Consider the following 15,029-nt stretch of genomic DNA (forward strand, 5'->3'; position numbering starts at 1 on the left):
TGGCCGCTTCATCTGGCCATCAGCGGCCGATGGCACGGTGGTGATCACGCCCGCGCAGCTCGGTTATCTGCTGGAAGGTATCGACTGGCGGATGCCGCAAAAGACCTGGCGGCCGACGTCGGCCGGATGAGCAAAAACACTGGAATGACGGGGTCGAATATGATTCCATCCTGTCATGAGCAATGCGACCGAAGAGCTTCCGGACGACCTTGCCAGTGCGCTTGCACTGCTGGCCCAGGAACGCGCTCGAAGGGTCGCAGCCGAAGCAGAAGCAGCGACCGCAAAGGCGGAAGCCGCCAGTGCAAACGCGCTCGTATCGCATTCCGAGGCGCTGATCGCACGGCTGAAGCTGGAGATCGAGAAGGTTCGCCGTGAACTCTACGGCAGCCGGTCCGAGCGCAAGGCGCGGCTCCTGGAGCAAATGGAACTGCAGCTCGAGGAGTTGGAAGCGGACGCCGGTGAAGATGAACTGGCGGCGGAGATCGCAGCCAAAGCTTCAACCGTCAAAGCCTTCGAGCGCAGGCGTCCGGCACGTAAGCCCTTTCCCGAACACCTGCCACGCGAACGCGTCGTCATCGCCGCTCCCGCCAATTGCGCCTGCTGCGGCTCGGCCAAGCTGTCGAAGCTCGGCGAGGATATCACCGAGACCCTGGAGGTCGTCCCGCGTCAGTGGAAGGTCATCCAGACGGTGCGGGAGAAGTTCACCTGTCGCGAGTGTGAGAAGATCACGCAGCCACCAGCACCCTTCCATGTGACGCCCCGCGGTTTTGCCGGGCCGAACCTGCTGGCAATGATCCTGTTCGAGAAGTTCGCCCAGCACCAGCCGCTCAATCGTCAGAGCGAACGCTATGCCCGCGAGGGCATCGATCTCAGCTTGTCGACGCTGGCCGACCAGGTCGGAGCATGTGCCGCGGTATTGAAGCCGCTTCATTCTCTGATCGAAGCGCATGTCCTTGCCGCCGAGCGCCTTCATGACGACGATAGTGTGCTGCAGAGCACGTGGAAAGGATGGTCTATATGGCCTGACAAACTGTGTGCTTGAAGCTGCGATAATGATGAGGGTTGGCCCCTCGGGCTCGGCTTTCAGGAGCTGGGCTCAAACCACTCCAAGCGGCTGCGTTTAAGAGACGTGGTCGTGAGCGTTGGAGGTAAGTCCAGGGCATACCTTGGGCGGTACGCATCCGAGAGACGAATGAAAATGAACCTTCCGATGAAGCGTCGTAACGTGCAACCTGTCGTCAAAACCAGAGGTGTGTCGTCTCTCTGGGATGAGCTTGTCAGATGCCTGGTGACCGGGCAAGCGGCGACCGGCGTTGAGGAGGCGTGAAGCGGATGCAGGCGTTGTCGCGGAACTGCAGGAACCAGTCGCTCCGATGCAAAGGGAGAAGCACAAGCGGAGAAGACCGTAAGGCGAGAGTACCGATGCGGGGCACTGGGACGGACCGATCTGTAGTAGCGATGAAGGCTCGTAATGGAGCTGGAGCGAAGAGGTCGGATCAGGTGGGCGTATTATCAACGCAACTGGCAACAGGAGGACGTTGATGGATACGCAAGGCAAGCCGTTCAATATCAGCAAGCAGAAGGTGTACGAAGCTTATCTGCAGGTGCGATCCAACGGAGGCGCAGCTGGTGTGGATGGAGTAACGATTGAGCAGTTCGAGGCCGATCTGAAGAGGAATCTCTACAAGATCTGGAACAGGATGAGCTCAGGCACTTACTTCCCTCCGCCAGTCCGCGCCGTCTCCATTCCTAAGAAGAGCGGAGGCCAGCGGATCCTCGGGGTGCCAACAGTGGCAGATCGCGTGGCCCAAAGTGTTGTCAAACAGATGATTGAGCCGGATCTGGACACAGTCTTTCTGGCAGATTCTTATGGCTATCGGCCCGAAAAGTCGGCGTTGGATGCCATCGGCGTTACGCGCAAGCGGTGCTGGAAATATGATTGGGTCCTGGAATTCGACATCAAAGGGCTGTTTGATAATATTGACCATGACCTGCTGCTGCGGGCTGTTCGTAAACACATAACGTGTGCCTGGGCGCTGCTCTACATCGAAAGATGGCTGACAGCACCAATGCGGAAGGAGGATGGGACAAACGTCGAGCGAAACCGCGGCACGCCACAAGGCGGTGTCGTTAGCCCGATACTTGCCAACCTCTTCCTGCATTATGCATTCGACGTGTGGATGGGCAGACAGTTCCCTGACCTGCCATGGTGTCGTTACGCGGATGATGGACTGGTGCATTGCCGGAGCGAGAGTGAAGCGCGGATCGTCAGAGAAGCCCTCGCAGCTCGTCTTCTGGAATGCCGAGTGGAAATGCATCCCGCGAAAACGAAAATCGTCTACTGCAAAGATGATCGACGGAGGGGTAGGCACGAGACTGTCAAGTTTGACTTTCTCGGGTATTGCTTTCGTCCGCGATCCGTCCAGGGTCCAGTTACGCAGAAAACGTTTTGCGGATTTACCCCGGCCGTCAGCACATCGGCGCTGAACTCGATGCGGGAGGGGATTCGAAGCCTGAAACTCCGTAAACGAACGGAGGTGACGTTGGATGACATTGCCCGCGAGATAAACCCGATCGTTCGGGGATGGATCGCATACTATGGGCAATACTCGCGCTCGGCGCTCTATCCGATGGCGCGATACATCAATGAAACCCTCTATGTTTGGTTTAAGCGGAAATATAAGCGCTTTCGCAAACGCCTGGGGCAAGCGCGTCTCTTTGTTGCAAAGATTGCGCGTGAAAACCGAAAGCTGTTCGTACACTGGCAACTTGGTAATGGCACGGAGCTCGCTTGATGGGAGCCGGGTGAGGTGAGAGCCTCACGCCCGGTTCTGAGAGAGGCTGGAGGTGAGATTCCTCCGGCCTACTCGCCCGACCGTGCCGATCCTGGCCAAGGGAAAGACCGATACAGGTCGCATCTGGACCTATGTTCGGGACGATCGGCCGTTCGGAGGGCTCTCACCGCCGGCGGCCCTTTATTATGCCTCGCGCGATCGGAGGCAGGAGCATCCGGAGCGGCACCCTGAAGACCTTCAACGGCATTCTGCAGGCGGACGCCTATGGCGGCTATAATCCGCTGTTCAAGGCTGATCGCGATCCAAATCCGCTAAGGCAGGCGTTTTGTTGGGCACACTCGCGGCGCAAGTTCTTCGTGCTCGCCGACATTGCCGCAAACGCCAAGCGTGGAAAGAACGCCGCTCCGATCTCGCCTATGGCGCTCGAAGCCGTTAAACGGATCGACGGCCTGTTTGATATCGAGCGGGAGATCAACGGGCTTGACGCCCATCAACGGCTGGATCGTCGCCGCAAGGAAAGCCTGCCGCTCGTCAATGATCTGCAGGCTTGGCTTCAAACCGAGCGGTTAAAGCTGTCACGCAGTTCCCCGGTCGCCGAGGCGATCGACTACATGCTCAAGCGATGGGACGGCTTCACGTCATTCGTAGACGACGGCCGGATTTGCCTGACGAACAATGCGGCAGAGCGAGCCCTGCGAGGCTTCGCACTCGGCAGGAAGTCCTGGCTCTTCGCGGGATCGGATCGTGGCGCTGATCGTGCCGCTTTCATGGCCACGCTGATCATGACGGCAAAGCTCAACGACATCGATCCGCAGGCGTGGCTTGCCGACGTTCTTGCCCGCATCGCGGACACGCCGATTACCAGGCTGGAGCAACTACTTCCGTGGAATTGGACACCGCCGACCGTCAACGCTCAAGCGGCATGATCTGCGGTCCTTACCGTAGGCTTACGTATAAAGAACAACGTTGATCCAACAGATCCGGGGGATCCTTCTCGGGCGCGGTCTCATCATGTCTACCAATGATTGTGCCTGTTGATATCCTCTTGTGAAGGCGATCTGTTGCAGGCGCGATTGATCGGCACATAGGAACCGCACGTCAGCAAATATGCGTCACAGCCACTTCTCAGCGGAGATTAACACCTTCCATATACGGAGCCAGCTGTGAGCACGCTTCCGCATTCTGATGTCCCCGATCGTGGTCTTTAGCACAACTTGATCACCCGGAATGATAGTCCGCCCTGCCCTTCGCAGTGAGGTCGCTTCGACGCAAGTGGCGCGTCGCCAAGCATCTTCAGCGAAGCATCACTTCTAGATGGAACAAAGTCAGCGACTATTGTTTTCGCCTATCTTGCATCAAAGTGTCGGCTCGCGATTGGGCATTTCGCAACGCTTGTCTCGGCGATAGCGCGCCGCGGAGCATATCGTGAATCTCCTCACCGCATATGGAGATTATCCTGGAAATTTCAGGGATGGGTGGCCGGGGCCAAAACTGCAGCTCGTCTCGCCAGGACATGGCCTCGACAGCTTCGAAGATTGGTGAAAGTCGGCGAACCTCTGGATCTGCTCCCACCGAATATCTCGGGGCTGTTCTACTACCGTTGGTTATATACAGCTTTTGAGCTTCAGGGGACGTAAATGCAAGCAAAGCTTCAGCCGCTGCCGCCCTTCGGTCATGCGGAAGATTGCTCGGCACACACAAGGCATATCCACCGATAGGCGCAATCGCCGTTGCGCCCGGCCCGGCAGGATGGGGAAGATATGCCGTGTTCCCGAAAGCCGGAGAGTTGGAATTAAGTTCAAAGTAGGGAGCGAGGAGCGTGTAACCATAAGCCATCGCAACTTCCCCTGCAGCATATGGCCGAACACGTTCGTACCATGACATCGACAGAATGTAAGGAGGTGAATACTGAAGCAACGCCAAAAGATATTCGGCAGCCTCCAGTCCGCGCGAGGTGTCTATTGTGGCGTGGAGATCGTCTGTCGCAAGGCTGTTCAAATCGAATCCACCATAAATTTCCCGAAGGTTTAGAATGGGCTGCCCAAAATCTGCGCAGGTCATCATAAAGGTGTGCCCCAAAGCGGTTCCGCGCGCCGCATTCCAGGCAATTCCATACCGACCGTGCGAAGGAGCGTGAAGAGCCTTCGCCGCGTTCAACAAGCTTTCCGTTGTCGACGGGGGCGCGAGACCGGCCTGCGCAAACAGATCGCGCCTGTAGAACAGAAGCTCAGGTGTTGTCTGGCTTGGCACGCCGTAGGGCCGGCCATGCCAATGCGCGGCTTGCCAGCCTGCAGTATGAAAGTCACTGGGGTCAAGCCGTTCGACATCCATTATCTCTTCGATCGGCAGCAGGACGCCTTTATCGACCAATTCGCCAATCCACGGAAGATCTACAGCGATGATGTCATATCTGCTGAGCTTGCGCTCGGCATTTTTCAAAATCTCCTCATGCAGCCGGTCAATAGAAAAGGCACGCTGATGTATCTTCGTACCGATGATCTGTTCAAACTGTCGCTTGAGGTTTTCCATGACCATGAAAGTCGGATCACCATGCACAAGAACGCGTATACCACCCGGGATGGCCAAGGGTTCGGACAATACTTGCGGCGTACCGATTGCTCTGCTCTGGAGATAGGTCTCCCCGAAATAATATTCAGATTTGTCAGTGGGAGTGGCGTAGCGCTTGGTCGCAATGCGCTGCAGTCGTTCGCTTAGCTGCTCAAAGCTTGAGATAAGCCGGGCACTCGGATGCAGTGAAAAGCTCTTGCCGGTGCGAGACCGTGTCCGCTGCTCGACTAGCCCTGCTGCCTGCATGTCTTCGAGTTTTCTCATGGCAGTCGCATAAGGCACTCCCGATTCTGAAACCAGCGAGGTGGCAGTCACAGTTTTGGCCTCGATATGTGCGCGCATAAGATGGAGCGTCATCGAAAGATAAGGATCCTGCGTCGTCAGGTCGAGAACCGAAGCTACCTCTGACATCAGAGTTTCCAGAAAATCCAAGGACTCGGCCAACGCGGCACGTTTGTGCTTCGACATCGCTGCTGCAAGTCCAGTCTCACCCATCTTTGAACTTGTATGCCCACTGAGTTGCAATGTAGAGTTAGAACCGCTCGCCGTCTTGCCACCCCCGACCATGGCGGCCCCTCCCTTTTCGACCGATCATCCATGGCGAACACTAACAGAAATATCCACAATGGATATTCTTTTATCGACTTCGGACAAATATGCCGTGGTTCTGGTCGCGCATTTGCATGAGCTTCCAAAGCCGTGCAGACGCGCAATCTGTGACTTGTTTGGGATGGAGAAGTCACGGATAATCATGAAAACACTGGGAGGAGCCAGTTATGACAAAGCAGAAGATCGCTTCGCTGTTCTGTGGAACGGCACTTGTGGCAGTAACCGCTTTCGGCGGTCTAGCAGCCGCGGCCGATCAGATAAAGATCGGTATCACGCAGAACAATGTCGGCGTCGATAGCTATCAGACGACCTATGAGAAGGCTTTCAAGGAAGCGGCTGCCGCAGATCCAAACGTAAAGACGGTAGTGCTTGACGCGGGCGGCGACGTTGCACGGCAGATCGGGCAGGTGCAGGACCTGATTCAGCAGAAAGTCGATGCAATCATCATATGGCCAACGAACGGGAAAGCGGTCGTGCCAGCAGTCCGAAAGGCTAAGGAAGCGGGCATTCCGGTTATTGTGACCAACTCCAATATTGCACCCGAAGGCACCAAGTATATTGCCTCCTTTTCCGGACCGAACAATATCCAGCAGGGCGCTTCCGCTGCGGAATTAATGTGCGAAGCTTTGCACAACAAAGGACAGATCGTCCAGATTTCCGGCCAACCCGGCTATACAACGGCGATCGAGCGCGAAAAGGGCTTCGAAGACCGGCTCGCTCAAGCCTGCCCAAACGTGAAAATCCTCGAAACGCAGCCTGGAGACTGGAATCGTGAGAAATCGCAGCGTGTCATGGAAGCGTTCCTTGTAAAGTATGACAAGATCGACGGCGTCTACGCTGGCGACGATAATATGGGCATTGGCGCTCTTAACGCCGCCAAGGCTGCCGGTCGGGCTGGTCAAATCGCGTTCGTTGGCGCCACCAATTTTGCCGTTGGCTATGATGCCATGGAAAGAGGCGAGTACTACGGTTCGATCTATCAGTCGCCCGTCGATGACGCTAAGAATGCTCTGAAGACGGCGATCGCTGTCGTCAAGGGCGAGAATGTATCTGCGCTAAATTACTTCGACACGCCAAAGATCACCAAAAGTAACATGGCCCAGTTCGCCAAGCCGGTCTTCTGATCGTCCTAGCCGAACGGCGCGGGCTCTGCCTACGTCTGGTGCCCGCGCTATTGCCTGAATAGAAAACCGGAGTTTTTGTTATGGGACGTGTTTCCGGGCTTTCATGCCTCGTCTCGGGTGCTGGGCGCGGAATTGGACGCGCTATCGGCCAAGCCCTTTTGGATGAGGGTGCCAATGTCTGTTTCGCGGACATCAACGGCGACCTTCTTGCAAAAGTCGAAGAAGAGAATCGCGATCGTGCTGCCAAGGCAGGCGGGCGTGTCATGTCCTATGTTGTCGATGTAACGCGCAGAGATCAGGTGCGCGCGATGGTTGCGACGGTCGCCGACAACTTCGGCCGACTTGATGTGAACTTCAACAACGTCGGCGTAAACAAGCCGATGAATTTTCTCGACGTCACCGACGAGAACTGGAATTTCATCATGTCCGTCAACGCGATGGGCGTTCTCATCGGCACTCAGGAAGCTGCCCGTCAGATGATCGCTCAGGGCGGCGGCAAGATCATCAATACCGCTTCTGTCGCCAGCCGCCAAGGCTTCGACAATGTCGCACCCTATTGCGCGTCCAAATGGGCCGTTGTATCGCTGACGCAATCCGCCGCCCGCGCGCTGGCTCCCCACAACATTACTGTCACGGGTTTCGCTCCCGGCGTGGTTGCAACAGAGATGTGGGACGAAGTCGACCGGGACCTGATGAACATCGGAGCGGCCCAACAGCCGGGCCAGGCTATGGCCGAATTCTCGTCAGACATTTTGCGCGGACGGGTTGCGAGGACATCGGACATAACTGGTACGACGACATTCCTTGCATCATGCGAAAGTGACTACATGACCGGTCAAATCATCATGATCGATGGCGGGATGACGCTCATTTAGAGTGATGCGTACGACTTAGAGCCGAGGCAAATACAAATGGAGGAACTAGCGATGAAGGAGGAGACCCTGGAACCGTTAAAACGTATGTTGGCCCAGCAAGGCATAGTGCTAGCTTTCGCTTGCTTTATGGTCGGATTCGCCATCTTTTCCGATCGCTTCCTTGATCCCGAAAACCTGATGTCTGTTTTCCGCCAGGCTGCGATCATCGGTGTTACGGCGGTTGGCGTTACAGTCGTCGTCATTGGCGGCAATCTGGATCTCTCCGTTGGATCCATCCTCTCGCTTGCCACCGTACTCGTTGTCGATCTGCACGACAGGATCGGTCCCGCCGGAGCGATCGTTGTCACGTTGCTCGTTGCACTTATATTGGGTGCGGTGAACGGTTTGTTGGTCGGCATGTTCAAATTGAACTCTTTGATTGTGACGCTGGGAATGCTTTCCGCCATCCAGGGGCTGACGCTGATCTACACTGGGGGTCAGAATGTCGATATCAAGGACCAGGATGCGACCTGGTTCACTGTATTTGGCAGAGGCTCGGTTCTTGGAATGCCGACTGCCATCATCATCCTAACGTTATTCGCTGCGTTAGTCCACGTTCTGCTGGCTTATACACCCTTCGGCCGCAAGGTTTACGCATGTGGCGGCAACCCTACTGCAGCGGCGTATTCAGGTATCCGAAGAGGCAAGATCGTTTTCCTTTCATACCTCATCTCCGCTTTTGGCACGGGCATTGCCGCCGTCATACTCGGTAGTCGTGTCATGGGTTCGCAAAACAACGTAGGCCAAGGTTACGAACTTTTGGTGCTATCGGCAATTATTCTAGGCGGTACGTCGCTACTCGGTGGCTTTGGAAGCATCGTCAAGACGATGATCGGAGTGCTGATACTCGGCTTTATCCAAAATGGACTATTGCTGCTGGGTTTTGCTTATTATGTGCAGTGGCTTGTAACCTGGCTGGTTATCATCATGGCTGTCTGGCTCGACATTGCGACCAAACGAGGCCGCGTGTTTTCTCCGATTGCTTGAGGACAGATCATGCAAAAGTCTACTTTGGCTAAATACCTGCGTTGGTTTTCGAAGAACCCTATATGGGGCTTCGTCATACTGATCTTCGGCGTGTTCAGCGTTGCCAATCCGTTCTTTTTCGACCTTCAGAATTTCGCAAATATCCTGATACAGACGTCAACGGTCGGCCTGATCGCGCTTGGCATGACACTTGTCATGATCAACGGCAATATCGACCTCAGCGTGGGCGGCGTCCTTGCCCTGTCGGCAAGCCTCATGGTCGACATTCAGGGTTGGGAGGTCTTCTCTTCCTGGGGGGACTGGCAACTGCTGCCTGCGGCGCTTGCGGCCCTTCTCGCCGGTGCGACTCTGGGCGCGCTAAATGGCTGCATCGTTTGGTGGACCGGCGTAGACGCCTTCATTGTCACGCTAGGCGCGATGCTGGGCGTGCGAGGTCTAGTCTTCGTCTATACCCGCGAGCAATCTTTTTATGCGTCCAACTTCACTTTCTCCGATATTGGATCGAGCACGATTGGCTCTGTGCCGACGCTTGCGATTATCTTTCTCATTTGCGCCGTTGCCACGCATTGGCTTCTCTCCCAGACCGTCCACGGCCGAAATACCTACGCGGTCGGCGGCAACCGCTGGGCGGCAGTCAATGCCGGTATCCGCACCGGCCCGCACATGATGATCAACTTCATCATCGTTGGTGTATACGCGGCGTTGGCTGGCATAACGCTCTCAAGTCAGATGGGCGCATCGACACCGACACTGGGACAGGATTATGAGCTGTGGGTGATCACCGCAGTCGTACTTGGTGGCACGAAGCTCACTGGCGGTGCCGGCAGCGTTCCAGGCACAGTTGGTGGCGTTCTAGCCATTGGCATACTTCGCAACGGGATGAACCTCATGCAGGTGCCCGCCTTTTACGTGCTGGTCATCCTTGGCGTCATTTTGATCGCAGTTCTGATGCTAGACAAACAATTGAACAGAAGAGGAAAAGAGGAGTTGCGACTTTGACGAACGGCAGCCCTGTTCTTCGCCTCGACAGGATTGGCAAATCTTTTCCCGGCGTCAAAGCGATAGATGACGTCTCCTTCGAGGTCTTACCGGGCGAGATTCATGCATTGCTGGGCGAAAATGGCGCCGGCAAATCGACGCTCATGAAAATCCTGGCTGGAATGTACCATCCGGACGAAGGTCATGTCGAAATTGATGGCCAGCGCGTGTCCATGAGAACGCCCTTGGAAGCCAAAGCTTTGGGTATTGTTCTCGTCCATCAGGAACTGAGCCTTGTCAAGGAACTCAGCGTCGCCGAGAACATCTATCTCGGCGAATTACCCAGCAAGTCCTTTGGCCGCGTTGATTGGAAAACGTTGCGCGGCAACGCGGAAAGCATAATCAAGCGGCTGAATTGCAAATTTTCAGCCCGGACACGGACTGGCGATCTGTCCATCGGCAACCAGCAGATGGTAGAGATTGGTCGCGTCCTGACGACCGAGCCAAGGGTCGTCATTTTCGACGAACCGACCGCGTCTTTGACCGACGCGGAAAAGGTAGTTCTCTTCGATATCATAAGGGATCTGGCCGCTCAAGGTGTCGGCATTGTCTACATCTCACATAGAATGGACGAGATTTTTAGGCTATCCAACCGCATTACGGTGTTGCGTGATGGAAAGCACAGTGGAACGTTCGTGACGTCGCAGACCAACGAAGATGAAGTGACACAGCGTATGATCGGACGTAGCCTTGATCTTTCGCGAACTTTCCAGGCAGAAACACCGGGAGCCGATCTTATAAGGATCGAGGATCTTTCCTGCGGCCGCCTTTTCAGCGATGTGTCATTCAAGATTGGTGCCGGCGAAGTCGTGGGCTTCTATGGTTTGATTGGCGCGGGTCGCAGCGAAATCGCAGAGACATTGTTCGGTCTGCGCACTCCGACGTCAGGTCGAATTCTGGTCAACGGAAAGGAAGTTTCCATAGCCTCTTCAGCCGAGGCAATTTCCCATGGCATCTCTCTCGTCCCGGAGGACAGGAAGGAGCAAGGGCTTGTCCTTGGTTTAAGCTGCAAGGACAACATTAGCCTTGCGCGGATCGACAGGCTAGCCAAGGGGCCCTTTATCTCTGTAAGGCGTGAAATCGAGCTTTTCGAGAGCTATCGGAAGCGTCTGAAGATAAAGACGTCTTCCTGGCGGCAGCCGGTCGGGAACCTGTCGGGAGGCAATCAACAGAAAATCGTTATAGGCAAATGGCTCGCGATGGAACCAAAATTGCTTATCCTGGATGAACCGACGCGCGGGATCGACGTTGGTTCAAAAGCGGAAATACATGCGCTCATTCGAGATCTGGCCAAGTCCGGCCACGCAGTCATGGTGATTTCATCGGAAATGCCAGAGATCCTCGCTCTCTCCGACCGGATCATCGCCATGTATCACGGCAGGATATTTCGTGAATTTTCCGCGCAGGAAGTGACCGAGGATAGCCTCATTCAAGCCGTGTCCGGCATCGAAGCAAGTGAGCCCGGGAGCCCCGCTTCCGATGAGAAAGTCGGCAGTCACGTCTGATTCTCGCGGCAATTGACGCATCAAGACCCGGCCCCATGGCCGGGTTTTCGATTTCAGCACGTCGCAAATAGCAGATCCATAATGGATATTTAAGCATCCATTTCGGACATCTTCGCTGGCTGCGCGTGCTCAATTTTTGCTCGATACAACATCTGCTACCCGCATTGATAGGGGTCGCGGCACGGTGCGTTCGGACGCCCGCAGCTGGGCCTGTGACGGGAAGGAAAACGGGTCAGGAGGATTTTGAATGGACCGCGATCGTCTAAAGGGCAAGAACGTTTTGATCACCGGCGGCGCACAGGGGATGGGCGCCGCAATCGGAGAATATTACGCGGCGCAGGGCGCAAACATTTGCCTGGGGGACATCAATTTCGCCGGTGCGGAGGAAGTCGCCAGCCGGATCAATGCAGCCGGAAATGGTCGAGCGATCGCTGTCAAACTCGATGTCACGAGGCGTGCCGATAATGCGAAGGCGGTTGCTGCCGCAGTACAGGCATTCGGCTCTCTTAACGTAGCTCTGCTGAATGCGGGAATCAACAAGCCATTGATGTTCCTCGATATCACCGAGGAAAACTGGGATATGATCATGAACGTGAATGCCAAGGGGCAGCTTTTTGGGATGCAGGAAGCCGCAAAACAGTTCATCAAGCAGGGTAAAGAAAACGGCCCGTACAAGATCATCAATGTCGGCTCGATCGTTTCTCGCCAGGCTTTCCTCGATGTCGTTCCTTACTCTGCTTCGAAGCACGCAACCTTAGCTTTGATCAACGGCGGGGCAAAGGCGCTCATTCAATACAACATTACCGTGAACGGCTACGGGCCTGGGGTGGTCCGGACCGAGCTGTGGGAGCAGCTCGACAAGGATCTTGTCAAGATTGGCATGTTTGAGAAGGAAGGCCAGTCGATGGATCATCTCGCAAGAACGATGATCCTCATGAAACGCTATTCCTATCCTGAGGATGTCGTTGGAACAGCCGCGTTCCTCGCTAGTGCCGAGTCTGACTACATGACCGGTCAGTTGCTCATGATCGATGGCGGGATGGTGATGCAATAAGCATCACAACGCTTTCCGCAACGATCAAGTCTGAATAGCGCCGCGGCTCTAGGCTGTTGCAAGGAGAAAACCTATGAACACGACCGCATTGAATCCGAGAATACTGCAACCAGGCGATATCGATCCAAACTGGAGATGGGATCGGCACCTGCCGGCTCTGGGCCATACGGCCGTAGATTTCGAGCGCCGCGTCGATCATGATCGCCTTCGGAAATACCGGCTTAGCCGTTCGAAAGAGGCACTGCGGAAATCCAGCTGCGGCGCTCTGCTTCTCTTCGATGTAAACAACATCCGCTACGTCACAGGTACAAAAATCGGCGAATGGGAGCGCGACAAGATGTGTCGCTTTGCTCTCCTGGCCGGTGACGAGGAGCCTTTCGTCTGGGATTTCGGTTCCGCCGCCGTGCATCACAAGCAATATTGCGATTGGCTCAACCCCGATCACTGTCGCGCCGGCGTCGTCGGAATGCGCGGTACAATCCCACCATCTTTCGGGCTGATGAAATATTACGCCGAAGAGATTTACAGCCTGCTGAAAACAGCGGGCGTGGCGGATATGCCCGTCGGCGTCGATTATGCCGAAACGGCGATGTTCTTCGCGCTCAAGGAAGCGGGCGTCAATGTCGTGGATGGCCAGCAGATCATGCTTGGCGCCCGCGAGATCAAGAACGTCGATGAAATCCATCTGTTGAACCAGGCGGCGAGCATGGTGGACGGGGTCTACCACATGATCTGGGAGGAGCTGAAGCCCGGCGTCCGGGAAAATGACATCGTCGCGATGGCCAACAAGATGCTCTACGAAATGGGCTCCGACGATGTGGAAGCCATCAACGCCATCGCCGGCGAGCGCTGCAATCCGCATCCGCATAACTTCACCGATCGTCTTTTCCGACCCGGCGACCAGGCCTTCTTCGACATTCTGCAGAGTTACCAAGGTTATCGCACCTGCTACTATCGCACCTTCAATATCGGTCGCGCGACAAGTGCGCAGAACGACGCCTACGTCAGGGCGCGCGAATGGCTGGATGCGGCGATCGCGTTGATCAAGCCCGGCGTGACCACCGATGTCGTTGCAAAAGTATGGCCGACGGCCGAAAGCCTCGGCTTCCCGAACGAACTTGCCGCATTCGGCTTGCAATTCGGACACGGATTGGGCCTTGCCTTGCATGAACGACCGATCATCAGCCGTGCGATCAGCCTGGAACATCCGATGGTGATCGAGACGGGCATGGTCTTCGCGCTCGAAACCTATTGCCCGGCCACAGACGCATACTCCGCCGCCCGCATCGAGGAGGAAGTTGTCGTGACCGACAAGGGTTGTGAGGTCATCAGTCTCTTCCCTGCCGAAGAGCTACCCATCGCCAACCGCTACTGACGCTGATACCCCATAGAAGGATCGATACTAACAGCCGGCACTGAGGGAGGAAATTTTCATGGCAAAGGAAGCCGAAAACAACGCGGAAGCCTATCTGCGCATGTATCAGCAGATGGTTCGAATTCGCGTTTTCGAAGACAACGCGAACCAGCTTTACCTGTCGGCGAAGATGCCGGGACTGACCCATATGTATTCCGGTCAGGAGGCGGTCGCAGTCGGGATCTGCGAAGCGCTTGGACGAGAAGACAAGATTACCTCGACCCACCGCGGCCACGGCCATTGCGTCGCCAAGGGCGCGGAGTTCAAGGAGATGTTCTGCGAATTGCTAGGCAAGGCTGAAGGCTATTGCGGCGGCAAGGGCGGCTCGATGCACATTGCCGACCAGGCGAACGGCAATCTCGGCGCGAACGCTATCGTGGGTGGATCCGCGGGGATTGCGACGGGTGCCGCACTTTCGGCAAAGCGCTTGGGGAAGAAGGATGTCACTGTCTGCTTCTTCGGCGACGGTGCGCTTGGCCAGGGGCTGCTCTACGAGGTGATGAACATGGCAGCGCTCTGGAGTCTTCCAGTCATCTACGCCTGCGAGAACAATCTGTACGGTGAATACACGAAGACGAGCGAGATGGCCGCAGGCGCATTGTCGGCGCGCGCAGCCGCTTTCGGGATCGACACCTTCGAGGTCGATGGCCAGGACGTTCTGGCGGTCAACGAGCTGGCCCAGCGCCTCGTCGCCCGGGCGCGCGAGGGGCAAGGACCATTCTTCATCGTTCTCAACACCTATCGGTATCATGGCCACCATGTCGGCGATATCAGTCGTGAATACTACAGGTCGAAGGAAGAGGAGCAGCTTTGGAAGACCGAGCGGGACCCGATAGCCAATTTCGGAAAGTGGCTTGTCGATCAGGGCATAACAGGGGCTGACGAGCTGTCGAAAATCGACGCCTCGGTGCGCGCTACAGCCGAAACCGCTGTCTCCTACGCCATTGCTGCCCCCTATCCCAATGCCGCTGATGTCGGCCGACATGTTTTCACCGACATGCTCGTGGCCTCGTGAGGTTGC

11 protein-coding genes and 2 pseudogenes are annotated in these 15,029 nt (G+C 56.0%); 12 read left to right on the plus strand and 1 reads right to left on the minus strand.

Features of this window, described 5'->3' with window-relative positions:
- Positions 1 to 10: 10 nt before the first annotated feature.
- From AC13QE_RS24655 to tnpC (AC13QE_RS24670), 4 genes and pseudogenes are all read left to right on the plus strand, one after another.
- On the plus strand, positions 11 to 130 hold the full coding sequence (locus AC13QE_RS24655) for a hypothetical protein (protein ID WP_488485783.1): 120 nt from the start codon (positions 11 to 13) through the stop codon (positions 128 to 130).
- 45 nt (positions 131 to 175) lie between these two features.
- Positions 176 to 1,009: pseudogene (gene tnpC / locus AC13QE_RS24660) on the plus strand (IS66 family transposase); the annotation flags it as partial.
- Between the two features lie 532 nt (positions 1,010 to 1,541).
- Entirely contained in the window at positions 1,542 to 2,795 is a 1,254-nt protein-coding gene (gene ltrA, locus AC13QE_RS24665) for a group II intron reverse transcriptase/maturase (protein WP_488485643.1), read from the plus strand.
- A gap of 79 nt (positions 2,796 to 2,874) precedes the next feature.
- Positions 2,875 to 3,721, plus strand: a pseudogene (gene tnpC / locus AC13QE_RS24670) (IS66 family transposase); the annotation flags it as partial.
- A gap of 406 nt (positions 3,722 to 4,127) precedes the next feature.
- Here tnpC (AC13QE_RS24670) and AC13QE_RS24675 read toward each other — a convergent pair.
- Complete coding sequence (locus AC13QE_RS24675) at positions 4,128 to 5,930, minus strand: ABC transporter substrate-binding protein (protein WP_488485644.1); 1,803 nt, start codon at positions 5,928 to 5,930, stop codon at positions 4,128 to 4,130.
- A gap of 209 nt (positions 5,931 to 6,139) precedes the next feature.
- Here AC13QE_RS24675 and AC13QE_RS24680 point away from each other — a divergent pair, with 209 nt between their 5' ends.
- The 8 genes from AC13QE_RS24680 to AC13QE_RS24715 all read left to right on the plus strand — a co-directional run bounded on the left by AC13QE_RS24680 (position 6,140) and on the right by AC13QE_RS24715 (position 15,023).
- Complete coding sequence (locus AC13QE_RS24680; protein WP_488485645.1) at positions 6,140 to 7,096, plus strand: sugar ABC transporter substrate-binding protein; 957 nt, start codon at positions 6,140 to 6,142, stop codon at positions 7,094 to 7,096.
- 80 nt (positions 7,097 to 7,176) lie between these two features.
- Positions 7,177 to 7,971 (plus strand): SDR family NAD(P)-dependent oxidoreductase, encoded by a 795-nt coding sequence (locus AC13QE_RS24685; RefSeq protein WP_488485646.1) that lies wholly within the window; start codon positions 7,177 to 7,179, stop codon positions 7,969 to 7,971.
- Positions 7,972 to 8,022: 51 nt separating this feature from the next.
- The gene (locus tag AC13QE_RS24690; protein ID WP_488485647.1) at positions 8,023 to 8,997 is read left to right on the plus strand and encodes an ABC transporter permease; all 975 of its coding nucleotides are present in this window, start codon (positions 8,023 to 8,025) and stop codon (positions 8,995 to 8,997) included.
- A gap of 9 nt (positions 8,998 to 9,006) precedes the next feature.
- Positions 9,007 to 9,996 carry an ABC transporter permease gene (locus AC13QE_RS24695; protein WP_488485648.1) on the plus strand — a complete coding sequence of 330 codons (990 nt, stop codon included), beginning with the start codon at positions 9,007 to 9,009 and terminating at the stop codon, positions 9,994 to 9,996.
- Positions 9,993 to 11,540 (plus strand): sugar ABC transporter ATP-binding protein, encoded by a 1,548-nt coding sequence (locus tag AC13QE_RS24700; RefSeq protein WP_488485649.1) that lies wholly within the window; start codon positions 9,993 to 9,995, stop codon positions 11,538 to 11,540. The genes AC13QE_RS24695 and AC13QE_RS24700 overlap by 4 nt, the downstream gene beginning before the upstream one ends.
- A 247-nt stretch (positions 11,541 to 11,787) precedes the next feature.
- Positions 11,788 to 12,594 carry an SDR family NAD(P)-dependent oxidoreductase gene (locus tag AC13QE_RS24705; RefSeq protein ID WP_488485650.1) on the plus strand — a complete coding sequence of 269 codons (807 nt, stop codon included), beginning with the start codon at positions 11,788 to 11,790 and terminating at the stop codon, positions 12,592 to 12,594.
- A 73-nt stretch (positions 12,595 to 12,667) separates the two neighbouring features.
- Complete coding sequence (locus AC13QE_RS24710; protein ID WP_488485651.1) at positions 12,668 to 13,969, plus strand: M24 family metallopeptidase; 1,302 nt, start codon at positions 12,668 to 12,670, stop codon at positions 13,967 to 13,969.
- Positions 13,970 to 14,027: 58 nt separating this feature from the next.
- Complete coding sequence (locus AC13QE_RS24715; protein WP_488485652.1) at positions 14,028 to 15,023, plus strand: thiamine pyrophosphate-dependent dehydrogenase E1 component subunit alpha; 996 nt, start codon at positions 14,028 to 14,030, stop codon at positions 15,021 to 15,023.
- Positions 15,024 to 15,029 lie beyond the last annotated feature (6 nt).

This window comes from Martinezella sp. CNPSo 3957 (genome assembly GCF_057784395.1).

Excerpts from the sequence above, each read along its gene's own strand:
- ltrA (WP_488485643.1), top strand. The coding sequence starts at position 1,542 with ATGGATACGCAAGGCAAGCCGTTCAATATCAGCAAGCAGAAGGTGTAC.
- AC13QE_RS24675 (WP_488485644.1), bottom strand. The coding sequence starts at position 5,930 with ATGGTCGGGGGTGGCAAGACGGCGAGCGGTTCTAACTCTACATTGCAA.
- AC13QE_RS24680 (WP_488485645.1), top strand. The coding sequence starts at position 6,140 with ATGACAAAGCAGAAGATCGCTTCGCTGTTCTGTGGAACGGCACTTGTG.
- AC13QE_RS24685 (WP_488485646.1), top strand. The coding sequence starts at position 7,177 with ATGGGACGTGTTTCCGGGCTTTCATGCCTCGTCTCGGGTGCTGGGCGC.
- AC13QE_RS24690 (WP_488485647.1), top strand. The coding sequence starts at position 8,023 with ATGAAGGAGGAGACCCTGGAACCGTTAAAACGTATGTTGGCCCAGCAA.
- AC13QE_RS24695 (WP_488485648.1), top strand. The coding sequence starts at position 9,007 with ATGCAAAAGTCTACTTTGGCTAAATACCTGCGTTGGTTTTCGAAGAAC.
- AC13QE_RS24705 (WP_488485650.1), top strand. The coding sequence starts at position 11,788 with ATGGACCGCGATCGTCTAAAGGGCAAGAACGTTTTGATCACCGGCGGC.
- AC13QE_RS24710 (WP_488485651.1), top strand. The coding sequence starts at position 12,668 with ATGAACACGACCGCATTGAATCCGAGAATACTGCAACCAGGCGATATC.
- AC13QE_RS24715 (WP_488485652.1), top strand. The coding sequence starts at position 14,028 with ATGGCAAAGGAAGCCGAAAACAACGCGGAAGCCTATCTGCGCATGTAT.